The organism is Pectobacterium brasiliense, from assembly GCF_013449685.1.
Lineage (GTDB): Bacteria > Pseudomonadota > Gammaproteobacteria > Enterobacterales > Enterobacteriaceae > Pectobacterium > Pectobacterium brasiliense_A.
The window spans coordinates 234,344-258,254 of record NZ_JACDSF010000017.1; the positions used below are offsets into that span (position 1 = coordinate 234,344).

At 42.1% G+C, this 23,911-nt stretch carries 19 protein-coding genes and 3 pseudogenes; 6 read left to right on the top strand and 16 right to left on the bottom strand.

What is annotated here, in order from left to right:
- Positions 1-14 precede the first annotated feature (14 nt).
- The 8 genes and pseudogenes from H0248_RS08855 to H0248_RS08895 all read right to left on the bottom strand — a co-directional run bounded on the left by H0248_RS08855 (position 15) and on the right by H0248_RS08895 (position 7,818).
- Positions 15-833, bottom strand: a complete 819-nt coding sequence (locus H0248_RS08855) for a glycosyltransferase family 2 protein (protein ID WP_180785647.1) — start codon at positions 831-833, stop codon at positions 15-17.
- Positions 834-862: 29 nt separating this feature from the next.
- Complete coding sequence (locus tag H0248_RS08860) at positions 863-1,585, bottom strand: glycosyltransferase family 2 protein (protein ID WP_180785649.1); 723 nt, start codon at positions 1,583-1,585, stop codon at positions 863-865.
- Positions 1,586-1,698: 113 nt separating this feature from the next.
- Positions 1,699-2,290, bottom strand: a pseudogene (locus H0248_RS08865) (IS1 family transposase).
- Between the two features lie 138 nt (positions 2,291-2,428).
- Positions 2,429-3,580: an oligosaccharide repeat unit polymerase gene (locus H0248_RS08870; protein WP_180785650.1), complete on the bottom strand. Its 1,152-nt coding sequence runs from the start codon at positions 3,578-3,580 to the stop codon at positions 2,429-2,431.
- Between the two features lie 31 nt (positions 3,581-3,611).
- Positions 3,612-4,859, bottom strand: a complete 1,248-nt coding sequence (locus H0248_RS08875) for a glycosyltransferase (RefSeq protein ID WP_180785652.1) — start codon at positions 4,857-4,859, stop codon at positions 3,612-3,614.
- A complete protein-coding gene (locus tag H0248_RS08880; RefSeq protein ID WP_205558155.1) occupies positions 4,856-5,830 on the bottom strand; it encodes a hypothetical protein in 975 nt (324 codons plus the stop codon). The genes H0248_RS08875 and H0248_RS08880 overlap by 4 nt, the downstream gene beginning before the upstream one ends.
- A gap of 25 nt (positions 5,831-5,855) precedes the next feature.
- Positions 5,856-6,436: pseudogene (locus H0248_RS22610) on the bottom strand (IS1 family transposase).
- A gap of 71 nt (positions 6,437-6,507) precedes the next feature.
- Positions 6,508-7,818, bottom strand: a complete 1,311-nt coding sequence (locus H0248_RS08895) for a flippase (protein WP_308415656.1) — start codon at positions 7,816-7,818, stop codon at positions 6,508-6,510.
- Between the two features lie 216 nt (positions 7,819-8,034).
- Between H0248_RS08895 and H0248_RS08900 the strand changes: the two are divergent.
- Together H0248_RS08900 and H0248_RS22480 are read left to right on the top strand one after the other, a co-directional pair.
- Positions 8,035-9,013 (top strand): annotated as a pseudogene (locus tag H0248_RS08900) (IS630 family transposase).
- Positions 9,014-9,170: 157 nt separating this feature from the next.
- Complete coding sequence (locus H0248_RS22480) at positions 9,171-9,461, top strand: IS1 family transposase (RefSeq protein WP_374705264.1); 291 nt, start codon at positions 9,171-9,173, stop codon at positions 9,459-9,461.
- Positions 9,462-9,577: 116 nt separating this feature from the next.
- Here H0248_RS22480 and wzc read toward each other — a convergent pair whose 3' ends face one another.
- The 4 genes from wzc to wecA all read right to left on the bottom strand — a co-directional run bounded on the left by wzc (position 9,578) and on the right by wecA (position 14,559).
- Positions 9,578-11,749: a tyrosine-protein kinase Wzc gene (wzc, locus tag H0248_RS08910; protein WP_180785654.1), complete on the bottom strand. Its 2,172-nt coding sequence runs from the start codon at positions 11,747-11,749 to the stop codon at positions 9,578-9,580.
- Positions 11,750-11,764: 15 nt separating this feature from the next.
- Complete coding sequence (locus H0248_RS08915; RefSeq protein WP_180785656.1) at positions 11,765-12,199, bottom strand: arsenate reductase/protein-tyrosine-phosphatase family protein; 435 nt, start codon at positions 12,197-12,199, stop codon at positions 11,765-11,767.
- A gap of 8 nt (positions 12,200-12,207) precedes the next feature.
- A complete protein-coding gene (locus H0248_RS08920; protein WP_180785658.1) occupies positions 12,208-13,344 on the bottom strand; it encodes a polysaccharide export protein in 1,137 nt (378 codons plus the stop codon).
- 117 nt (positions 13,345-13,461) lie between these two features.
- Positions 13,462-14,559 (bottom strand): UDP-N-acetylglucosamine--undecaprenyl-phosphate N-acetylglucosaminephosphotransferase, encoded by a 1,098-nt coding sequence (gene wecA, locus H0248_RS08925; RefSeq protein ID WP_180785659.1) that lies wholly within the window; start codon positions 14,557-14,559, stop codon positions 13,462-13,464.
- 730 nt (positions 14,560-15,289) lie between these two features.
- Here wecA and H0248_RS08930 point away from each other — a divergent pair.
- The 4 genes from H0248_RS08930 (at position 15,290) to mntA (ending at position 18,875) form a co-directional block, all read left to right on the top strand.
- Positions 15,290-16,876 carry a TerC family protein gene (locus tag H0248_RS08930; protein WP_180785661.1) on the top strand — a complete coding sequence of 529 codons (1,587 nt, stop codon included), beginning with the start codon at positions 15,290-15,292 and terminating at the stop codon, positions 16,874-16,876.
- Positions 16,877-16,974: 98 nt separating this feature from the next.
- A complete protein-coding gene (locus H0248_RS08935) occupies positions 16,975-17,232 on the top strand; it encodes a helix-turn-helix domain-containing protein (protein WP_102116803.1) in 258 nt (85 codons plus the stop codon).
- On the top strand, positions 17,229-18,443 hold the full coding sequence (locus H0248_RS08940) for a type II toxin-antitoxin system HipA family toxin (protein WP_116164277.1): 1,215 nt from the start codon (positions 17,229-17,231) through the stop codon (positions 18,441-18,443). Before H0248_RS08935 ends, H0248_RS08940 begins: the two co-directional genes overlap by 4 nt.
- Before the next feature lie 15 nt (positions 18,444-18,458).
- On the top strand, positions 18,459-18,875 hold the full coding sequence (mntA, locus tag H0248_RS08945; RefSeq protein WP_225586570.1) for a type VII toxin-antitoxin system MntA family adenylyltransferase antitoxin: 417 nt from the start codon (positions 18,459-18,461) through the stop codon (positions 18,873-18,875).
- Between the two features lie 77 nt (positions 18,876-18,952).
- Here the strand turns inward: mntA and dcuC are convergent, their stop codons facing one another.
- The 4 genes from dcuC to udk form a co-directional block, all read right to left on the bottom strand.
- On the bottom strand, positions 18,953-20,305 hold the full coding sequence (gene dcuC, locus H0248_RS08950) for an anaerobic C4-dicarboxylate transporter DcuC (RefSeq protein ID WP_180785663.1): 1,353 nt from the start codon (positions 20,303-20,305) through the stop codon (positions 18,953-18,955).
- A gap of 263 nt (positions 20,306-20,568) precedes the next feature.
- On the bottom strand, positions 20,569-22,404 hold the full coding sequence (gene asmA, locus H0248_RS08955) for an outer membrane assembly protein AsmA (protein ID WP_180785665.1): 1,836 nt from the start codon (positions 22,402-22,404) through the stop codon (positions 20,569-20,571).
- A 62-nt stretch (positions 22,405-22,466) separates the two neighbouring features.
- Positions 22,467-23,048, bottom strand: coding sequence for a dCTP deaminase (dcd, locus tag H0248_RS08960; RefSeq protein ID WP_039482649.1), 582 nt, complete (start codon positions 23,046-23,048; stop codon positions 22,467-22,469).
- 107 nt (positions 23,049-23,155) lie between these two features.
- Complete coding sequence (udk, locus tag H0248_RS08965) at positions 23,156-23,797, bottom strand: uridine kinase (protein WP_010281304.1); 642 nt, start codon at positions 23,795-23,797, stop codon at positions 23,156-23,158.
- Between the last annotated feature and the right edge of the window lie 114 nt (positions 23,798-23,911).

The window sequence follows — 23,911 nt, forward strand, 5'->3', positions numbered from 1 at the left end:
TTGAAAAAATGATTTTATTTAAAGAAAAAATTAACAAAGGGGAGGTAGCAAATCAGCTTTATAAATTTAGACATCTTATTTTTATTGTTAATAATTTTAAATAACTTGACATTGGGATTTTTAGTGTATTTATAAAAAACTTTTATCATAACTTCGAAATGTTTATTAAAGCTTAAAGATGATAATCCAGATGAATGACGCCTATACTTAACGCCCTTTGAACCACTATAATAGAAATTATATTTTTTTGCTAATCTTAATTTAAGATCCCAATCTTCATATAATGACATTGACTCATTAAATCCTCCCACAGAAATAAAATGTTGCTTTCTCATTAGCATATCTCTGGGAACAGGAATCACCATATAACAAAGTCTATTATATAAATCTCCTTCTGCTGCATTAAATTTATTTATTTTAGTTTTAAGTCGTATAGGTTTTAAATTTTCATCAACACTATTAAACCCAGAGTAAATAATAGCATTAACATCAGGAATAGATAGTATCTTCGTTACTTCTGAATAAATTTTATCTTCGTAATATTCATCATCAGGGTCTAACGTGGAAATAAACGTACCATTTGATTTTTTCACTCCTAAGTTTCTAGTATATGAAACCCCCATATTTATTTTATTTTTATATAAATACACATTTTTATATTTTTTTTGTATTTCCTTTAAAACCTCAATCGAATTATCAGTTGAACAATCATCTACAATTATAATTTCAATATTTTTATATGACTGATTTTGGATACTATCAATACATGATTTCAAATAAAATGAATTATTATAATTCGGGATTATTATAGATACTAAAGGTTCAACTATCATAATGAAATTCTCATTTTCAAAGTGCCTTTCTACAAAATATTTTTCTTCATTTTATTAAAAACCCAATAAAATAAGCCTTTGCAGACCCCAATAGCACCATAATATTTATATAGTATATTATATTTATCCACTCTTTTTTGTTTTGATATTTTATCTGATATACCACCACCTTCATATTTAGATATTACCATATTCATATATTTTGTAGAATTTATAAATTTATTTGTTATTCTAACAACTAATTCGTAATCTCCGTATATAGGATATGATAAATCATATTTCAAATTTTTATTTAGCTTTCGTTTATTAAAAAACATAGATTGATGACAAGCCATGATTATACCACTACTAAGAGACTTTATTTTCCTTGCATGTATTATTTCGCCCTTACAGTACATATCACCATAAACGATAGTATAATCATCTTCTAAATACGTATAAGATTTTTTAAGTGTATCAGATGTAAAAAATTCATCGCCTGCATTCATAAAAATAAGCCAATCTCCAGTAGCTGATAATATTCCTTTATTCATAGCATCATATATCCCGTCATCCGCCTCACTAATAAATTTTATTTTATTATTAATTCTAACTAGTTCGTGTAGATACGCTACTGTCCCGTCAGTTGATTTACCATCAATGATGATATACTCAACATTATCACACATATTACTAATAACCGAATCGATGGTTTTTTTTAGAACAGGACCTGGATTGAAACAGACAGTAATTACACTAATTTTATTTGACATATTTTAAGCTTAATATATTCATACCCGTGATCATCGAAGATGCTGTGGTGACCCCAATTAGTAGAGAATGTGTTTTTCTAGAGGGCTCCTATCACTTTTTCATCTACTTCAATTCAACATGAGAAGCAATTTGTTTTACGTGCCAGACGTTTAATATGCGTTCTTAGCGTCAGATTGTTACGTTCGATACGCTGGGTGAAAATCTTCTCGGTGAGATGCTTATCCTTTAGCACTTCGGGATTATAGTGCCCCAGTCATCGCTAGTTATCATGCCAATCGTGAACGGTGTGAGTAACGCCAATAATTCACGGCGAACTCCATCAGTACGGGGGCGAAAGTATATGCACGAACACCGCCTGTTTTCGTGTTGTGTGCATATGCTGCCAAGAAAACTCCGTTGTTCATCAAGTTCACAGGTAAGTTCCACATCAGCATGAGCGACTGGCGAAGACGTTATTCGCTTTGGCGTAAGTTTTTTAATGTGCTGATGACAATACTGATGCCAACGCTGAGAGTTCTTGCAGTATCACGAACGCAAGCACCGTTGAAAACCATATCAACAATCTGGTCTCTGACGCCGGGTTTTCGAGCCTGATAAGTGTAAGTCAGTTGGATATACCGTGACATTCATGACAGCGGAAATCTTCCTGACCCAGTCCGATTCTACCCATGACGATAAACCAGAGCAGAATTACAACGGCGCAATGAGCATTAATACTGGACATAAATCATCCCAAAGAGGCGTATTTTACCCTATTTAAACTAATTAGATATATTACTATTTCCCCGTCCTCATAAATGACCATTGTTTATTAATATGACAACTCATTTTTGGATAGGTTTTTAATCGTTGAATTTTATTCTTTTGATAACAAAAATCAAAAAAGCATCCAGTATAATAAAAGACACCAATGCATATAATGAATCTGCATTTAGTAACGGATGCCTGTAGAAGCTTGATATTAAAAATACGTACAGTACATATAAATATAAAAAATAAAATCTACTTTTTGATAACCCATATAGGATCAAAAAACAATAAATAGATTTTATGAAAATACCGATTATTCCATACAATCCATAAAACCATGCCCACCAAGGATATAGCACATTAGCATCAAAAGCACTTGTTGATCCAAGGCTTCTAAATGTTGAAATAAAATCAGAGCCTTGAACTGATATAGGATTACTAACATGCTCTATCGCAGACAAGAACCGCTCAATAAAAAAACCAAAAAATGGATATAAAATTTGTTCAAAGTCACCTTCAATTTTTTTTATAGCAAACTCTGACAAATAAAATGAAAATGCTTTATATTTAAAAAATGAATTATATAAATCATTAAAAGCAGTAGGCATACTATCAGCGCGGCCTTGATATATTGTTATAAGGCACACGACTGATACAATACAGATACTGAACAATGAAAAAAACAACAACTTCCTCAGTGAAATGCCAATAAATATTTGACATATTAAAATAACAAACAATAATGTCTGAATTTCACTTCTCGATAAATTATAAGTACATACTAATAAAATACCGATTATCAACATTACTTTCATGATCAATTTGAACTGATAAGAAAGCGCCACTCCGCACGTAAATACAAAAAATGAAGATAACAACATTATAAATCTATTGCTATCTTCATCAAACACTAATTCTTCGCGTGTCACTCCTAGTAAAATAAGATCAATTCTTTGGAGTACAAAAACGAATGTAACAAACAAGAGTACATAAATCAAATATGAGTAACGTTCAAAAACAATTTTTATTTTAGCGAACATATTTGAGTTAAAGTTAGTTATACTACTTGTGTTAATAGATAACACAGAAAATACAACGAGCATAGTAAGCAACCAGTCTAAAATGGATGCCATTATAATATCAAATGGTAACTTCTTATTAAAATTCAAATAAAAAGTGCTTATAAATGAACCCCAAAAAATAAAAGCACTTAATAATAGAAGAAAATATTTACTTTTTTTCATCTTTATTCCGACTTGTCAACCTCATTATAATTTATTTAAACCCACTATAGACTGATAAATATTGTGAGAGTACAACTTTACGACTCCAATAACATAATGATTTATTTCTTGCATTTAGGTGTACTGGCTCATTTAATTCATTAATATTCAGACCCCATTTAATTCCATCAACTAGACTGCGTGTACAGAAAGATTCTGCAAGATATCCAGTTTTTAAATGTTCTACAATATCGTTTAGTCCAGTAGTTTTAAAGGCAACAACCGGAATACCGCATGACTGTGCTTCTGAAGCTGTTTGTCCAAATGCTTCTTGTCTGGATGGTACAACCATCACTGTAGCTGAATTATATAAAAGTACTAATTTTTCATCATCATGAATATGTCCTACCCATATTGTCTCAAAAGGTAGTGATGGTACATTTTTAGGTTTATCCTGACCAAAAATAACACATACTATATTTTTCTTTTCAACTTCAGAAGAAAGGATATTCAAAGCCTCAAGAAGAAGATCATAGCCTTTATTTGGATCTTTCCCTCCCCCCATTGCACCGAATAAAATAATCTCTTTACCCTCAGGTAAATTTAATAAATTTCGGCAAAAATTTTGGTTCAATGGTTTATAAACGTTAGTATCTAAGACATTAGGAATTATCGTGACTGGATAATTTTTGAATAATGAACTACTTATTACACACTCTGCCATCCATTTGCTTGGAACAACGATATGAAAATATTTATTTTTCCAAGCTTTTCTTTTTCGTAACCAAGCTATTTTATCAAGATCTATACCTTGTTCTAATTTTCCACGATTTTGAGAATAATATCCAGTTTTCCAACGAGCATCTATACCATAATCTGTTACATGCTCAGTACCGCAAAATGGCCACATATCATGAAGTGTCCATACAATAGGTTTATTTATACGTCCGATGTCTTCAATCGACATCGTTTCACCAGCAACCCAATGCAAATTAACAATATCAACATCACTAGCATTGATTTTTTTTGCCCAATGCGATGATAACCAACCACCTGAATGAAAATTAATATTTTTAGAACGTTGTAACTTGTTAATTTGATGTCCAATGGGAGAGCGAAATAGGTTACAGATCCTTTCAAATTTTGTTGATGGTCCGGTAATAGTCCAATTATCAGAAAGCTTAGTCCTAACAAGCATTCTAGATTCAATACCTATATCTAATTGTGCCATATGGAGACGATAAGCAGCTCTAGCAGCTCCTCCTATCAAATCAGAATGAGATACATGCAGAACTTTCATAATTTAAATACTCGCTTTAGTTTTCTAATAATACGCGGAAAAAGGAATGGTCCTGTCATATAATAAAATTTTTTTATTTCATTTAAAATCATTGTATTTTCATTAAAATCATGGGGCCAATCAATTTCAGCATTATCATTCAAATTAGTTTTATATATGTCGATGGAACCACAATTCTCGCCACTCCCATCATTACCAATGTTTGTTACATATGTTTTAGTTGGATTTAAACATAAACCTTTATGCCTAAAAATTGTTGCATACCAAAATATTGCCCATGTATTTAGCAACCCCTTATCATTATTTATCACTTGAACCCAAAAATCGTATTTATAATCTAAATTGAAAGACTTAACATCTTCTTTTGTCCAAGTAGAAAGCAATTTTTTAGGATTCTTCTCGAAATGCTTCCAACGATCATTCCATGTCGCCCATCCCCAACAGTTCATTGTTCGCCAAAAAAATGTCTCCGGTAAATTATCTATATTTTTCAATGGATAATTCCAGCCACTAACATGCCAAACATTCTTATTATTTTTATATTTATTCAATGCTGAATTCATAAAATTCAGAAAACATGATGATGTAACAATATCATCTTCTAACACAATTACTTTCCCATATTTTTTACAGGTTTCACTTACGCCATCAATAATGTTTTTTGCTAATCCGACATTTACCTCCCTCTCAATTAAAGTGATAGTATTGAAACCAACAGTATTTATAATAATATTTCTCACCTTATTCACTGCTGTTATATCTTTATCACTTTTCGCACCATCCGAATATACAATTAGATCAGTCGATAATGCTTCTGGATTTAACAATAATGCATCTATTGTTCGCTGAGTATGAACAGGTCTTGCATATACAAACAATGCAACTGGAGCTAATGTTGAGTTAATCATATTATCTTCATTAATTAGGTCATGACGAAAATGCGTTTTAGTGATATTTTTCAATGTAAGCACCAATTACTTCTTCATGTATTTCAAATTAACGGGAAAAGCAGGTTGTTCCCCTCGCCAGACGTTTAATGTATATTTGTAAATTAAGGTTATGTCGCTCAATTCGCTGTGTGAATATCTTACCTGCTAGGTATTTTTCTGACCCAATTTCTCGTGCGTTGCAATCCCAATCATCGGTAGTGAAAAAATTAATATGGGAGGACGACAACCTGTTTCCTTTTTTATCAAACCATACCAAAGCCAGTGCTGCTATTTTTTATTACCTACGAATGACCATTGCTCATCCAGTTGACACACAAGGATAAGACCGTCATAGACGATGGTCTGCTTGCCACTTGTCTCGGCTCGAGTTTTTAATGTGCTCATTACGGTGTTCATACTAATGTGCAGCACTCACACTGTATCTCTGTCATCGGAGCCATTCATCGCCATATCGACAATTTTTTCTTTTGTTACGGATTTATGAGCGTTGTAGCAGTAGTTAATATGGAAAATTCGGCAGCAATGTTGCCAATAGTACAGGGGGAATCTTGCTTTTCCTGTTCCAAGCTTACGGACGGGTTCTGTTTAATAGCAATATCGGCAAACAACTTCGATAGTTACTGCTATAGACTGCCATAAAATGTGTCCTCAAAAAAGAACACATTATCAAAATAACGCTACTAAGTCATTACCATTAATTATTTAATAAACAATAAACTTTTTATTTGTAATTTTAATATTCTACGAGAAAGAAACACATTCGATAAAGTTGTAGAAATCATTTGAGAAAGTACAGCGCTTATTGCTGCTCCAATAATTCCATACAGTGGAATAAGAACAACATTACTTATTATACACGTTATAGCACCCATAATAGTTTTATATAAACTTATTTTTGATTTACCTTCATTTACTATCCATAGACTTTGAGCCACTCCCATATTTATGAATAAATTTGTAAATACGATGACACTTAATACAATAGCACCTCTGATATAAACATCACCGAATAATATATCTACAACTAAATGAGATAAAATCGCTACTGGAATACATACAAGCCAACCAAGTATTGCAAAAACACGGAAAACATATCCAAGTGTTTTGTAAAAATATTCATCACCCTGAGATTTACTTTGTGCGACCATTGGAGCAAGAGATACCGATAGTGTCATTGGAATAAATTGCCATATTACAGCTAAAGGAAGCACTGCTGCATAAATACCAAGTTCAGCATCACCCAAATAATTTTTTATCATTATTTGGTCTATCCTCATGTACAACACAATTGAAAGCCCACTTATAATAAATGGCCATGACTCTCTTAATAAAATCTGTGCACGATATTTCTCTCTTTTCCATGGCTCTGGTGTAGGGTATTTTTTATAAGCATATACGAGTCCTGCAGAAACAACACATGTTTCTAGTGCAATCATTCCTGAAAACGCTAACAGCGATGCACTACTTAGGATAAAAATAACTTTCATTCCATTTGAAATGATATATGCAGATAACTTTACAATTACAGTACGCTTATTTTGACTTTGGCTTTGAAACCATAAATCAACCGTATCTGTGGCTTGAAAAACCAATGTGGCACCAGCAAGTGCAGTAACGTATACACTCTTGCTCTCCCATCCGTTTAATAAAACCATACCGCTGACAGCAAAAATCCAACAAACTATCCCTACAGTAACTCTTAAAGTAAATGCAGTCCCAAGTGTTTTGCCAGCACTATTTTCATCCTTTGCAATATCCCGAACAATTAAACTATCCATTCCAAGAGTACATATAGCTTGAAAGAACGCTAAGTATGCTAAAACAAAAGCTAATTCTCCATATTGGATTGGTCCTAAATAACGTGCTACCCATGCACTAACTAATAGTCCTAATCCCATTCTTACGAATTTATCTAACAACAACCAACCACTATTACCTATGATTTTTTTTATATTAGGATTGTTTTTTAATTTTAAATTAATATTTGAAATTACTTTCTTTAGAAACACAAATTTATTATCTCAGCATTAGATTAATAACGATAAAAGATTGAAATATAAGATAAAAATATTTATTTTCTACTAAATAGCATCGCCAAATAGTAGATCACTTAAAGAACACTCAGCCTGTATTATACGATCAGATCAATCACCAAACATCACAAATCACCAACCGAACTGAGCAATACCGACATAGCAGCAATCCTTGATGAAGAACGACGACTAATGCGTAAATAAGTCCAACAGACTCGTGATAAAAACCATTCCACATGACTCATCACCATACTGATGCTACATCGGGGAATGACCGTCACCGACGTCGACTGACTGCTCTGTGCCGCCCGCTCATCCGTTGGAAGATGGATAAATTAGTTTATTTTACAGGATATTGAAGGACTAAAAAGTCCCCAGACGAGCACTACGCTGGCAGGTCACTGATATCCTGCATATTTTGCCGCTTCTGGTTCAGTGTTCTCCTCAGAATTTTGGCTGGCTGCGTTCCCGCGGAGCACTGAGTTATTGGCACTTATATTAATCGGCTTTTTAATGCAGCGCTTCATCTCACCACGTTGCAGCGCCACCTGAGATGAGCGGGTATTGCCTGACGCAGAGAGAGATGCGCCAACACTGAAAATCAAAGATCCGTATGATGAGGAAAAGCGCCTCACCATCGAACAGGCCATAGCCCGAAAGCAGACGTCCCATCCGGTATTTTATCAGGATGAAGTTGATATCGACCAGAACCCAAAAATCAGTGCAGACTGGATGCTCAAAGTACAACAGAAACGTATGACTACGCAAAAATATTATCTGACAGGAGTACTGTATTCGGATACGGGGCGAGTCCATTACATCGGAGGAAAAAAAGTATTCTGATTTATTTATCAATCTGTTATAGACATTACGGAGAATATACCTTCGAGCGAAAACCATTATGCTGGTCGTTGATGACTATATCATTCATAAAAACCGCAAGGTGGAACGCGGGTTGGAAAAAATACAAAGTTTTGGTTTGTAGTTCCTGCCCACGTATTCATCGTAGCTGAATCCAATCGAGTTGCTCTGGTTGCCATTACATGAAACCATAACAAAAAATCATAAGTGCCAGTATATGTGTCAGTTACTGGAACAGGCAAAATTATTTATGAATACCACGTCGCCGCTCTTAGATAATCAGCATGCTCTAGCTAAAGTGGACAGATAATATACGAATCTATTTAGAACGATCAACGATTTTCTATCAATTATGTTTTGAAGTTATCTTCTCATAATCTTTATATATATCCTCTAGTGATACGCCTAATTAGTTGATTATGATATATAATGCTCGTTTTTGAGGACTTCTTATAGTAAGCGTTACTATTGATTCTCCCCATTGTCAATCTGCTCAGGTTTACCGACATAGGCAGAACCCTAAAAGCCGTGTTCTATTTCACTGTCGCAATTGTAAGGCAATTTCGAAAAATAATAAAATGGCTATATTTCATTCCAGAAATCGTATATTCTCGAGAATAACACATAATTCATTTATAATACAACCACTATCATCATACCTCATAGTTACACTATTTGGATATAGATATCAGAAAAAGTCAGATGACGGATTATATATTTGTAAGACGCTAGTAAGGCGTGTTCTCATCGGCGGTTGAAAAATTATGAATCAAAATACCGTAGAATAAAAATGTAAACATACAGGTAGATAAATCGAAGGTAGATTAGGTTTGCCGAGCCTAATCTACTTCATCCTGATTGTTATAATGCTTTACTATTTCTGAGGCTTATAATCATAAGCATAATAATGATAATTGCCATACCCATAATAACTCGCAGCACGCTTCACAATGGCGTTAAGAATCACACCTTTAATTTCTGCACCATTCTGTTCAAAGCGGCGGATGCTGACTTCAATCTCCTTTACCGTATTCATCTCAAAACGAGCCACGAGTAAAGATGTTCCTGCATGACGACTGATAATAGCCGCATCCGTAACTGCTAAGATTGGCGGCGTATCCAACAGCACCAAATCATAATGCTCACCTGCCCACTTAAGGAACTCAGCAAAGCGGCTGTGCATTAATAATTCAGAAGGGTTCGGTGGAACCTGCCCACGGGGAATAAAGTCCATATTCTCCACTGCCGTTTTGCGCACGCTTTTTGTCACATCACACTGACCAGATAAAATATCTGACAAGCCATCCGTGCCATGCGTACCCATCAGCTCATGTGCGTAACCTTTACGCATATCGCAGTCGACAATCAGTACGCGTTGTCCTGACTGCGCAATCACCGCCCCCAGGTTGGCACTAACAAATGTTTTACCGATTGCCGGGCTTGCGCCGGAAATCATCAGTACATTGTTTTTTGCTTCCATCATGGCAAAATGCAAGCTGGTGCGGAGGCTTCTGATGGCTTCAATCGCCAGGTCTGCCGGGTTGCCTAATGCCAATAAATCCGCCGCTCGCGTGTTGCCTTTCTTACTCTTCTTACCGAGTAAGGCCCGGTCTTTTTTCTGTTGCCATTCAGAAAGCGGTACGCTGGCGTAGACGTTGATACCCAGCTCTTCCAACTGTTCTGGGCTTTCGATGCCTTTATGCAACAGCGTTTTCAATATGACGAAAGCTGTTGATGCCATGCCGCCCAAAATCATTGCCAGCAACACAATTAGCGACTTTTTCGGTTTTACTGGGCTTGGCTGAATCACAGCATTGTCGACAATACGCACGCTTCCGACAGTACTGGCTTTATTAATGCTCAGCTCCTGCTGTTTATTCAGCAGTTGCATATACACTTCTTGCCCTGCTTGCACATCCCGCGTTAAGCGCAAGATCTCCTGCTGAGTTTTCGGCATTGCCCCTACACGTTTATTCAGCTTATCCCGCTCTTGTTCTAACGTTTTACGTTTTTCCATTAACGCACGGTAAGCGGGGTGTTCGCGGGTATACAGTTTCGAAATTTCTGCTTCTTTAAACGTCAGTTCATTCAGTTGTGCTTCCACTGCAACGGTGGTATCCAGTACTGCTTTCGCTTCTAAGGAAAGATCGATCGATTCATTCTGTTGACGAAACTGATTCAGCTTGTTTTCCGCATCATTCAGTGAACTACGCACATTCGGCAACTGTTCTTTTAAAAATTCTAAACTTTTGCCTGCTTCTTCGGATTTACGCTCTACATTCTGTTGCAGATAATTTTGGCTAATGCTGCTTAATGTTTTAGTCGTCAGAACAGGATCTTCACCTTCCAGGCTCAGCGCCAATACGCCCGTGTCCTTCCCTTTATCCGCTACGCTGAAGTTCTCCAGCAGATCATTAATCGCCGTTAACTGGTTTAGCTTTTGGATACGAAAAATGGTACCCGGTTCAGCGGCAATATCACTGACTAATAATGTAATGCCATTATGATTTTCTAACTGGCCTACGCTGCCAGTGAATTTCACGGTATCGCCAGCTTTCACGGCATATTGTTGATTAGGCAACACTTCAAGTGACAGAACTTCATCCTGCCAGGATGTTGGCACATCCAGGCGCGAGACGGCTATTTTCCCCGGTTCGTTACCCGCCAGGCGCGCAAGACCTTTACCCATTAACGGGAAATATTTTTGCTGAACCTTGATATCCAATGCTAAATCGCTCACCGTTTTGCCAATTACCATGCGGGATTTAATCAGTTCTATTTCAGCAGCAGACTGGGGTTTGGCATCGGGCAACATGCTGGAAATGTCATTTAATAACGAGTTACCCGAACTTTGTTCCACCTGAATCAATGCATCGGCTTTATAAACCGGTGTAGCTAACATGGCATACATAATGCCTAAAACGGTGAACACCGCTGTCACACCAATAATCAACCAGCGGTTATCCAGCAATGTTCCTAATAAACGCCCTAAATCGATCTCATCTGAATTGGTTTCAGATACTTTTACTGAAGTTTTCTCTGTCATCGGATTCTCTGACGATTAACGATTTAACGCCTGCACCCATTTTTGTGCAGACTGCTCAAGTTGTGAGTAAACGAATTCAAATGCTTCGCGGCTTTTACGATACGGATCGGCTATTTCCTGCTGGTTCAACCAGTGACCGAATAGCATGGTTTTACCCCGCACTTCTGGCGCAATGCGGCTTACTCCATCGATGTGACCTTTCTCCATTACCAAAATCAGATCGTACTGGCGGCATAGCGCAGAGGTTAATTGCTGCGCTTCGTGCCCTTCAAGAGAAAGATCATGATGGCTTGCCACCTCGGTTGCCATTGCATCGGCGGGCTTCCCTACCAGTGCGCCTAACCCAGCAGACGCAATTTTTTTCGTCGGCAAAGCCTGTTTCAACAACCGTTCCCCTGTAGGGGAACGGCAAATATTGCCCACACACACCACCAAAATTGAATCAAACATAGTTATCTCTACGGCCAGTTACGAACACGTAATGTACCTTCAGTTAACTCATTAAAGCCGGAAATGGTCGGTACCAGTTGGCTAATAACGCGGTTCCAGCGAACAATCGGCGCGGTGGTGACATACACGATATCATACGGCTGTAACTGAAACTCTGTGCCCATCACCATCGCGGTAGCATCTTTGGCATTAAGCTGATAGATATCGGCCAGTTTAGGGCCTTGGGTGCCGCGCAATGAACGAATTACAAAGATCCCCGTAGCATCCGAGAATGTCTGATCCATCCCTTCCGCATTGCCCAATGCTTCTGTCAGCGTCATGCCGCTGCGATCCATTTTGAGGGTACTTTGCTTTTTGACTTCCCCCATAACGAACACTTTTAGATCGTCGTTACGTGGAATGTAGAGGATATCACCGGGATAAAGCAGGTGGTTTTGTGAAAGGTCGCCATTTTGCATCAGCGCCTGAAGCGAGAGGCGTTGCTCTTGCCCATTGTGGGTTAATACGATATTACGCCAGTCGGCATTTTCAGTGAGCCCCCCCGCTTTGTTGATTGCGTCTAGCACTGTCAATGGCACGTTGGTGATCGGTTGTTGCCCTGATGTGGCGACTTCACCCGTTACGTAGGCTTTCTGTGAGCGGAAGGCTGCAATGCTGACATCGACTTGCGGTGATTCAATGTACTGCGCCAAACGGCCCATGATCTGATCGCGAACTTCAGTGACTGTTTTGCCAGCAACGCTGACTTTACCAATGTATGGATAAAAAATCGTCCCATCAGAATGCACCCAGTTGCCGGTATCGGCTGCGGTACGGTACGTACCCGCTGGTGTCGTTAGCTCAGGGTGATCCCACACCGTCACCATGATGACATCACCAATACCGATGCGGTATTCATAACTCTGCAATTCTTTTTCCAATGCGGGGTTAGTCTGGGCTATCAGTGGTTTAGGGCGCATTTTTTCAACTAAGTAAGGCGTCATGGGGTAAACATTGACGAGCTTATCAATATTGAAATCCGCATCTTGCTGCTCGACTACATTCTTACCACTCGTCGAAAGGTGTGAACCAGGAACCAGGGTACAACCGCTAAGTAGCGCTACCGACACCATCAAGGGCATCAATTTTCGTTTGTGCTTTATCATCCTGTCTATGCCATCGCTCTTGATTAAATATTGCGCAAATCCCTACAAAATAGCCCATCATTATAGAGAATAAATTAGTAGATTAACCCGAGGTATACGGTATGAAACACTAGCAATTTACCGTTTTAACGGCGTGGTGCCATTTTCATCGGCACTTGTTACAGCATCCTGAGGGTCTCGGATTGTTCTACGAAACCATGTCAACACCCGCCATATCCGGCTGATCATCCAGAAATAACCGCAGAACGCCATCAGAAAGACACTAAGCATAATAGACTCAGCGATGTGAATGCGCTCACCTAAAATACCGATAAGCGAAAATAACATCGCCACAAGAAGAATAACGACCAGTGCCTGACGCGGCGTCAGGCCTGCTCGCATTAATATATGGTGCAAATGTTCACGGTCAGGCTTAAACGGGCTATCGCCACGACGGATACGGCGAACCATAATCGTCACCATATCCATAAGTGGAATGGCGATAAGCCACAGTGCAGTAACCGGACGAATCACCGCATTTTCCCCCTGTGTCGCCAGCATCAGTAACCATATCACCGTAAAACCAATCAACGTACTGCCCGCATCGCCCATGAATACCTTGAATTTCCTTCCCCATAATAGGCCTAAATTAAGGAGGATATAAGGCAACGTTGCAGCCAACAGACACGCGCTCCAGAGCGCTAGCTCATGATGGCCACCAAGGTAGAACACAATAGCCAACGCGCCAAATGTCACGCAGGATAACGCCCCGAGTAAGCCATCGATGCCGTCAACCATATTAAAGGCATTGATCGCTCCCCATACTGCAAATAGTGTCACCGTGTAACCAAAGATACCGAGGAAAAGTTCATACCCGAAGAGAACGTGTCCTAATGTCTCCAGGTACAACCCGGCATACATCATTAACCCAGCGACAGCGGCTTGTAATCCCACACGGGGTAAGACAGGAAGATCAAAGCGATCATCGAGCACACCGACGACCAGAAGTGCAGTGGCACAAATCATATACAGAGAGAAATCAGGTAGCCAATCCGGTTGCAAGACATACAAAACCCATAGGGCGAGATAGATGGATACCCCACCAACAAGGGGAATATGCCCTTGGTGCTTTTTACGTACATTAGGTTTATCGACTAAGCCAACACGAATTGCCGCTTTTCTTGCTAAGAAAAGTGCGACAAAAGCGCTTAGAAAGATCACTATGAATTCTTGCATTTTTTACACCATCATTAACCGTTGTATGTTTATACATCAGGCACGCTACCGCCCTTGGCTTGTAGCTACCAATGCACTATCAAAGTACGGCCCCTGTCCTGTGGTTTAAATTTTTAAAGCGTTACGTTACATATTAATTATGATTTTTATTGTAGAGACAGCGTATACCGTCAACTAGATACCCTTATGACAACAGATACATTAGGTAAACCATATCCTGAATGTGAAGGATGTGACTTAACCCAAAGAACTAACATAGTATTAACCACTCAAGCGGGAGCACAAGAACAAGATGTTTAGGGCGGGTTTTTTAGGAATAAGACTATGAACATCCATTGTAGCAAAACCTCCGTAGGTATAAAAAACCGATGAAAAGAACAAACTCAGCCTGCTTCAGGCATAAAAACGGCTGAGTGGGCGACAAAACCACATGATTATGTGGAGATGAGCAGCAGCGCGGTATTCTATGCTCGGATACATAGCATGATCAAATGTTACGATCTGTATCTCAGCGATACAGCATAAAATTTTGTTTAAGGGCGATAATGGGATTTTTTTAACACGATTTGGCCTTAATCTGACATGCCACACATAAAAAACGTACAAAAATACGCCATAATTTCTGCACACCACACCACACGCTAAAGAATATCCCTGCAAATTCTGGTTCATCTGTGCATGCCCTGATACGCTATCGAGGTTATGTTCCTTTAAAGGTGAAAAAAGAGATATGGAGTGGATCGCTGATCCAACGATATGGGCCGGGTTGGCTACGCTGGTTGTCCTGGAACTGGTTCTGGGCATTGATAATCTTATCTTCATTGCCATTCTGGCTGAGAAACTACCAAAAGAACAACGCGATAAAGCCAGAGTCGTCGGTCTGTTACTTGCCCTGATTATGCGCCTGGGTCTGTTGGCGTCCATTTCGTGGCTGGTGTCGTTGACTACCCCACTCTTCACGTTCCTTGGGCACACATTCAGCGCTCGCGATGTCATCATGCTGGTTGGAGGGCTGTTTCTACTCTTTAAAGCCACCATGGAACTCAACGAACGTCTCGAAGGAAAAGATGAGGAGCAGCACGCTCAACGTAAAGGTGCACGTTTCTGGCCGGTAGTAGCACAGATCGTGGTACTGGACGCTGTATTCTCGCTGGATTCTGTGATTACCGCCGTCGGCATGACCGATCACTTGCTGGTCATGATGTCCGCCGTGACCATCGCTATTTTCCTCATGCTGCTGGCCAGCAAGCCACTGACTCGTTTTGTCGCTGAACACCCGACCATCGTTATCCTGTGTCTCAGTTTCCTGCTGATGATTGGTTTCAGTCTGGTCGCAGACGCTTTTGGTTATCACATCCCTAAAGGCTACCTCTACGCCGCGATAGGTTTCTCGGTGATGATTGAGATGTTGAATCAGGTTTCCCTGTTCAACCGCCGGCGCTTTCTTTCTTCTTCGGTTCCACTACGCCAGCGCACCGCGGAAGTGGTTTTGCGTATCTTGCGCGGTAACCATGAAGAAGCTGAACTGGACAATCAAACCTCATCGATGATTGCAGACAACACCCGGGCGGGTCAGGAAGTTTTCAATCTTCAGGAACGCCGGATGATAAAGCGGGTCTTGGGGCTAGCGCAGCGAACCATCAGCAGCATTATGACGTCGCGGCATGACATCGACTCAGTTGAGCTGAATATTACACAGGATGCGCTCGCTAAACTGTTAACGACCAACCAACATTCCCGACTAGTGGTAACCGACAGCAGTACCTCCGACGAACCGTTAGGTATCGTACATGTTGCCGATTTACTCCAGCAGCAGCTAAACCGCGAGCCGTTCAATCCACGTATTCTGATTCGTCAGCCGCTGGTCTTTCCTGAACAGCTTTCACTGTTACAGGCTTTGGAACAGTTTAGAGAAGCGCGAACGCACTTTGCGTTTGTCGTTGATGAATTTGGTTCGATGGAAGGGATAGTCACATTAAGCGACGTGATGGAAACCATTGCTGGCAACCTGCCGCGCGAAGGGGAAGATCGCGATGCGCGCCATAGTATTCAGCAGAATGACGATGGTAGTTGGACCGTAAATGGCTATATTCCGCTGGAAGACTTAACGATGTATGTTCCGCTGACGCTGGATGAAAAGCGCGAATACTACACGTTGGCGGGGCTGTTGATGGAGCACGCGCAACGGGTTCCGCAGGTGGGCGATGCATTATCAATCGATAACTATCAGTTCACTATTCTGGCGGTAGAAAGCCACCGTATCATTGAGGTCCGTATTACACCGAATGACGAACCACAGACTGATTTTGAAGTGTGATGCTAAGCATAGCCTTATCTTCAATTGTTGCCTATATAGGCAGCTTTAATTTCATACCCTATAATGTTTCCTATATAGGCAACATTATAGGTAAAACAATGAGCAATAGACTCGCGATAGGTAAAAAAATAGCCGATACGCGGAAAGAGATGGGAAAAACTCAGCAACAGATGGCCGATGCAACGGGTATTTTCAAAACCACGCTATCGAAGATAGAAAATGGCCGTTTCACCGGTTCCCTCGACATACTAGAGCGCTACCTTGATTCTGTCGGGCTTCAACTTACCGTAGCACCAAAACAACATACCTTACCCAGATGGGACGAAATTGACGATTTATTCTCTGAGGACAAATGATGGTTCTATCATCTCTGCCAGGAAAAGTTGATCGTCTGACCGTTTTTTCCAGTGAAGACGAAACTGGGATATTAACCCATGGTTCTGTTCATTATTATCAACCCACACAGGATAGACTCAATGTATCACTAACCATGACAGGAAATGGCATGGATGGTTACTCATCTGGCGCATTGCATCCCATATTTTCTCAAAATTTACCTGAAGGCTTTAATCGCCGCTACATTTCTGAAAAACTGGCACGCTATGCCAACGTTAACGATATGTACCTTCTTGCTTTACAAGGCGATCGTGGGATTGGAATGCTAAACTACGCGGGTGAATTTACGCTCCCAGACGCTGAGCCAATCAGCCTGTCAGATATATTGACCTATCAGGGAACCGAACCCTTGTTTCCTCAATTGTTGGAAAAATATTATCTGCGCAACTCTCTGGCTGGTGTGCAACCCAAAGTCAGCATTTCAAAGACAGACCGAACCCTTGAACAGAAAGATTTGATCGTTAAGTCGTTCGATGATGAATTTCCACTTTTGACCGTTAACGAGTTCGTCTGCATGGAGGCAGCAAAGTATTGCAGATTGAATGCTCCCCAAGTTTATTTATCAGAAAATCTTGAAACCTTTGTTATCGAGCGTTTTGACAGACCGAATGGCAACGCTCTCGGCTATGAAGATTTTACGACGTTATTGAAAAAACCAAACACTCCTGATGCCAAATATACCGGTAGTTATGAAACGTTACTAAAAGCCACGTTGCTCTATACTGGCAGTCTTTCTGAAGTGGAAAAAATGTATCAATACATCGTATTTAACTGCTTGATTGGGAACGGGGATGCTCATTTAAAAAACTTTGCGCTGCAATATACCCAGGACATGAAAAATATTTTTGTATCACCCATTTATGACGTCACGCATACCCTCATCTATGATTCAATAGACAACAAAATGGCTTTAAAATTAGCCAACAGCAAAGTTTTCCCAGACAAAAACCATCTATTGGCATTAGCTGAATCTCAACACTTTAAGATTCGTGGCGCAAAGGAAATGATTGAATCAACGGCTGACGGAATTCTGGAATATATTGAGCAGTCATCTGAAATTTCACTATTTGATGGTTTGAAAACGTCTATCGCACAATCTGTCTCGACTGTCATGACTACGCAATATGCTAACAAACCCTACCGCCATGACAGAAAATTGAAATTTGAGTAGCTCTACGACACAATCATGGCATCTTATCAAGAGGTAAACATCGCCAATATGAATGATGAGATCGTTTTGACACTGAAAAAACAGATGCCTGACATCAAGATGATTTACCTCTTTGGTTCCCAGGCAACAGGCAATGCCAGAGCAGACAGCGACGTTGATATCGCAATCATGGCTACGAGAGCCTTGGATCCCGTTGAACGCTGGGAGCTCTCCCACCAGTTAGCAAAAGCAGTAGGTCATGATGTCGATCTTATCGATTTATTGCAGGCCTCGACGGTATTAAAAATGGAGATCGTTCGTAACGGCAAGCTACTTTACGATGCGGAAGCAACGGCGGGAGAATTTGAAATGACAACACTTTCAATGTACCAGCATCTGCAAAGAGAGCGTGCGGATATCATTCATAGCTTTAATCAGGATCTAAAAGCATGACAGATATCTTACTCAACAAAAGCAGCACCTTTAGAGCACGTAGCTTAAAGGTGCTGCTGTTTACCTCATTTCGATTATCAGGCAGGCACCATAATTTCGGTAGCAATCACCACCACAATCAGCCCAACTAAAACCGGAACCGATGTGCGCTTAACCACCTCAAACGGCGATATTTTCGCCATCCCAGCGACCGCAACAACTACGCCGGATACCGGAGAAATGGTACGGCCCAAGTTGGAAGCCTGAAGCATCGGAATCGCCAGATAAGCAGGGTTGATGCCCATTTGCGACGCCAACTTTGGAATCAGCTCAACAAACGCATAGAACGGTGCATTGCCCGAGCCCGTTGTCATCGCAGCCAACATCGTGATCGCGACCAGTACCAGCATAATCACCAACCCACCGCTGCCGAATGACTGCGCCAGGCCAATCAAGCCACTGATAAAACCAATCGTGCCAAGCCCCTGAGCAAAAACACCGGCTGCAACTAACAGGATGACGACGCTAGAGAAGGCATCGGCCATCCCACGGTAAGCCACATCCAGCCCATCAAACACTTTTTGCGCGCTGAACGAACGGACAAATTCCAGTACTGCGGCCAGCACCATACAGATAACCAATACAGTGATAATGTGGAGTTCCGGCCCCCATTTGCCATCAAACACCAGTACACCCATGATCGGCGTAAACGGCAGAATGGCGTAAAAACGCGGGGCATCCGTCGTGATCTCGCTGACGTCCAGAATCTCATGGCTGACATTCGCTTTGTTATCCAGATAGCGCTGCCAGAAGAAATGTGCGACGGCCATACACACGATCGCCATGATGGAAATAGGCAGCGTGGCTTTAAAGGCAAAATCCACTAATTTCATCTGTGATGCCTGTGCGGCAAGGACTACGTCGCCCGACGTCGGCGACAGAATCAACGCCACAGGGGAGGCGCAGATTGCAGCAGCGGCACCGCGACTAATACCAACGTTCACCATGACGGGGAACAACGTTGCCATCAACAGCACACCTAATCCCGTGGCTGATGACACCGCCAACGACATCAGGCAGGCGACAAAATAGGCCGCGATCATCAGTAAATAAGGCGAGTTAATCATTTTCAGCGGGCGTGAAACCAACTTCACAACGACATCATTGGCACCGATATGCGTCATATAAGCGGCAAATCCACACAGCACCATAATCATCATGCCGAGATCGCCACCGCGGCTCATCAGCAAAATTTTTACGTATTCAACAATATCTGTTGCACTCCAGCCCGTCGCCTTGGCGCTGGCTGGTAATACGTTTTTTCCCAGCATGGCACTGATTGCCAAAAGTAAGAGGCCGCCCACCAGCAACACGCCAGTCGCGGAGTACCCTTTTATAATGTAACGACCAACCAGAATCGTTACAGCAACACCAATCAAAAGTTCGAGCATAGTGGGTTTCGATACCTGAGTAATAAATTATCTGACAGAAATTCCCCGGCAGCGGAGTAACACCGCACCGAAAACAGGGAGCGAAGTTTACTGCTTTAGAAAATAAAAAAAGAGAAAAATATTAATATGTAGCGTTAAAAAAGAGACACCGAGCACATAGCCAGTCTGGGGGAGAATGACAAACTGAGGGAATATGTTAGCGAGAAGTTGCCGGTTTACTGACAGGAATCCGCAAACCGGATAAAAACGGAGTATTTAGAAAATTAAAGACGATCGAGGAGTTGCTTCAGATCCTTGCCCTTCTGGCTTTGCTGATTTTGGCTGGCCCAATCATTCAGGCGTTTTTTCAATTCGTCCTGCAGGCGTTTACGCAGCAGTTGATCCACCTGTAATTGGTAATTCAATTTATCCCACTCGCCATAGATGCGTAACGGGATCTCCGTGTTTTTCAACACGCTGACTAGCTGCTCATCCCCCTGCCACCCTTGCGTGATAGAGACATTCAAGTTGACGTCACACGTCTGGGCTGGCAAATCGAATTGGCCAGCCCCCGTTAGCGACAGCAGTTCTGAACGGCCATTGAGATCGGTAAGGCGTAACTTACCCGCGTTCAATTGCACTTTCCCAGTCAACTGTTGCAGTTCGGTATAGCGTTCATAACGCTCTTGTCCTCGCACATTCCCATTGCTACGCGCAACGGTCATCTGCACCATTTGCTGGATATTCAAACCCTGTAGACGAACGTTATTGCCTTGCAGCATCGCTGTCCCCTGCCACTGCTGGAGCAATGCAGGTAGCGCAAAGCTATTGCCGCTGAACTGCCCCACCATTGACAATTTCCCACTGACCGTCTCAGCGGGTAGCGCAAGTACGGACATCAATTGGGATAACTCAACATCCTTGAGGTCTGGCCGTAGCGTGATGTTGGTCGATGGCTTCGTCACAACCTTACCAGGCAATGAGAAATGCCCACCGCCTAATTCACCGCTCAAGGCCGTCACATCCAGCAGCCCTGGTTGATTGTCTGCCCGTAGCGTAAATTGGCGGACATCGAGCCCACGATAGATCAGCGCCGCGGCCTGTACTGACAGATGCGCGGTGAATGTCTGTAAGCCATCTTCTGGCTTGGCTAACCCGCTTTCATTTGAAATCACGGGAGCTGATGATTTAGCTGGCACCACAGCGGCATTGTTATCTTTTCCCGACACGATCCCCAGCAGGGAATCCAAATCCAGCTTCTCAGACAACAGATCTAATTCGTAATGCGGGATATCCCCCAGCGTCACGCTACCAGCACCAGACAGTTGGCTATTATTGGTATTAAGTGAAAGCTGGCTAAACGTAATTTTTTCAGGCTGCTGTTGATAACTTGCCAGAACACTCCCCGTTCCGCTGATACCGTTTGCTGGTATTCCTGCCCCCTGAAGCTGGTAATCTAGCTTGGTAATATTGGCATTGACCTGCTGAGGGAAATGCAGCAAATCGACATCGGCGGCAAGAGAGAAGACAATATCGCGCTGATCGCGATTGATACGGCTTGATAATTCGATGCTGACCTGACGGTCGCTGTTCTGCTCTATCGCAAGATTAATGTCACGCACGTTAATCTGCTCATTATTGCTGCGTTGCAGAATCAACAGGCTATCGGAGACTTTGATCTTATCAATATCCAGCCGCCAGTGCCGCTCCTCAGATGGGGTCTGCGATCCCGCAGGGGCAATGGGCGCAGTGGTAGACGGTTTGGCTTCACTTTCCGGCGTAAGGCGAATAATGGCACCTTTCAGCATCACCTGCTTGACCGCTAGCTTGTGCGACAACAGCGGCCACAGTTGTACATCAAGACGCATGTTCTCGGCGCTGACAATCGGCGCACGGGATCCCGGCGCGCTCAACGACATCCCGCCTGATAATATGCTCAGTTGTGGCCACACATGCCAACGCAGATCGCCATCCAGTTGAAGGCGATAGCCGCTATGTTCCTCAACTTGCTTCACCATGTAGGCGCGGAAGTCATTGGGATTAACCAACACGACCAAGGCCGTCATTCCTGCCACCAGCACCACAAGCAGAATTGCCAGCGTCGTCAGAAATCTTCTCATGCCATCCTCATTGCGAAACGCACGGCCACCTGCTTTTACCTTACAGGCCTGTCGCCAGACGCTTAGTCTTTATCGATCCGGCTCGCTACCGCACCCTGTTGGTCTTTATATTTGGCATCCTGACGGCGGTTGTAAGGACGAGCAGCCGGCCCAGAAAGCGGTTCAAAACTCAGAGCGCCAATCATCATGCCGGGGCGTAACGCCAACGGCAACTTACCTGAATTATAGAACTCCAGCACAATTCTTCCTTGCCAACCTGGATCGATGCGGTGTGCGGTGACGTGAACCATCAATCCCAGACGGGCCAGCGAAGAGCGACCATCCAGCCAGCCAACCAAATTATCCGGCAACGTAACGGATTCAAGCGTCACGGCCAGCGCTAATTCACCCGGGTGCAGGAAAAACGCCTCGCCTTCTGGCAAATTGATTTCATCACTCATAACGCGATCCAGCGCCGCGCTGACTTCATCTTTCGGGCCACTTAAGTCAATGAAGGCCGCAGTGTGTCCGCGGAAGACACGAAACTGATTTCCCAAACGAACATCAACGGTCGCACCACTGATCCTCTCAGTAGGCGGACGGGGTGTAATCACCAGTCGGCCATCATCCAGCCAGGCTTCAATGTCACGGTCACACAGTCTCATCTTATTCTCCATTCGACGCCGGTATCTATCAGATAAACCTCATCTACCCGTCATACTTCACATGATCTCCACGTTAGTGAGGCAACGCGGATTATTTAGGGTATCGACTACTCAAAAAACTGGCTTATCTTGGCTTTCAAAATATCAATCGCAATACGGTTTTTCCCGCCGCGCGGCACAATAATGTCGGCATACTGCTTAGAGGGCTCGATAAATTGCAGGAACATCGGGCGCACGGTCTTCTGATACTGTTCCATCACGGAATCCATTGAACGCCCGCGCTCATTAACGTCGCGGCGCATACGGCGCAGCAGGCAAATATCCAGCGGTGTATCGACAAAAATAGAGAAATTCATCTCACTGCGCAGGCGCGCATCCGTCAGCAGCAGGATACCTTCCAGAATAATGACCTTTTTCAGCTCGATATGCACGGTTTCCTGCTTGCGGGTGTGCTCGACATAGCTGTACTGCGGGACTTCGATCGCCTGACCAGCTTTCAGCATCTGCAAATGCTTGAGCAGCAGACTATGATCCATCGAGCTCGGGTGGTCATAGTTAGTTTTTACCCGCTCTTCCATCGTCAGGTGGCTTTGATCTTTATAATAACTGTCTTCAGATATCACCCCGATATGCTGATCACCAACCTGATCGCGCAATTCTCGATACAAGGTGCTGGAAATAAGACTTTTACCCGAAGCGGATGCTCCTGAGATCCCGATGATGACGCACTGGTGAGACTGATCAGTCATGGTATTAACGACCTGATTAATATAAATAAAAGAGAGGGGAATGCGCCAACGGGCGCTTTGACGCGGCAATTATAGGGAGTTACCCCCCTTCACGCCACCCTTTCCGCGTATTGC

Excerpts from the sequence above, each read along its gene's own strand:
- H0248_RS08915 (WP_180785656.1), bottom strand. The coding sequence starts at position 12,199 with ATGTTTGATTCAATTTTGGTGGTGTGTGTGGGCAATATTTGCCGTTCC.
- mntA (WP_225586570.1), top strand. The coding sequence starts at position 18,459 with ATGGCATCTTATCAAGAGGTAAACATCGCCAATATGAATGATGAGATC.
- dcuC (WP_180785663.1), bottom strand. The coding sequence starts at position 20,305 with ATGCTCGAACTTTTGATTGGTGTTGCTGTAACGATTCTGGTTGGTCGT.
- H0248_RS08860 (WP_180785649.1), bottom strand. The coding sequence starts at position 1,585 with ATGTCAAATAAAATTAGTGTAATTACTGTCTGTTTCAATCCAGGTCCT.
- H0248_RS08930 (WP_180785661.1), top strand. The coding sequence starts at position 15,290 with ATGGAGTGGATCGCTGATCCAACGATATGGGCCGGGTTGGCTACGCTG.
- H0248_RS08855 (WP_180785647.1), bottom strand. The coding sequence starts at position 833 with ATGATAGTTGAACCTTTAGTATCTATAATAATCCCGAATTATAATAAT.
- H0248_RS08920 (WP_180785658.1), bottom strand. The coding sequence starts at position 13,344 with ATGATAAAGCACAAACGAAAATTGATGCCCTTGATGGTGTCGGTAGCG.
- H0248_RS08870 (WP_180785650.1), bottom strand. The coding sequence starts at position 3,580 with ATGAAAAAAAGTAAATATTTTCTTCTATTATTAAGTGCTTTTATTTTT.
- H0248_RS08940 (WP_116164277.1), top strand. The coding sequence starts at position 17,229 with ATGATGGTTCTATCATCTCTGCCAGGAAAAGTTGATCGTCTGACCGTT.
- wecA (WP_180785659.1), bottom strand. The coding sequence starts at position 14,559 with ATGCAAGAATTCATAGTGATCTTTCTAAGCGCTTTTGTCGCACTTTTC.
- H0248_RS08875 (WP_180785652.1), bottom strand. The coding sequence starts at position 4,859 with ATGAAAGTTCTGCATGTATCTCATTCTGATTTGATAGGAGGAGCTGCT.
- udk (WP_010281304.1), bottom strand. The coding sequence starts at position 23,797 with ATGACTGATCAGTCTCACCAGTGCGTCATCATCGGGATCTCAGGAGCA.
- wzc (WP_180785654.1), bottom strand. The coding sequence starts at position 11,749 with ATGACAGAGAAAACTTCAGTAAAAGTATCTGAAACCAATTCAGATGAG.
- H0248_RS08935 (WP_102116803.1), top strand. The coding sequence starts at position 16,975 with ATGAGCAATAGACTCGCGATAGGTAAAAAAATAGCCGATACGCGGAAA.
- dcd (WP_039482649.1), bottom strand. The coding sequence starts at position 23,048 with ATGAGACTGTGTGACCGTGACATTGAAGCCTGGCTGGATGATGGCCGA.
- asmA (WP_180785665.1), bottom strand. The coding sequence starts at position 22,404 with ATGAGAAGATTTCTGACGACGCTGGCAATTCTGCTTGTGGTGCTGGTG.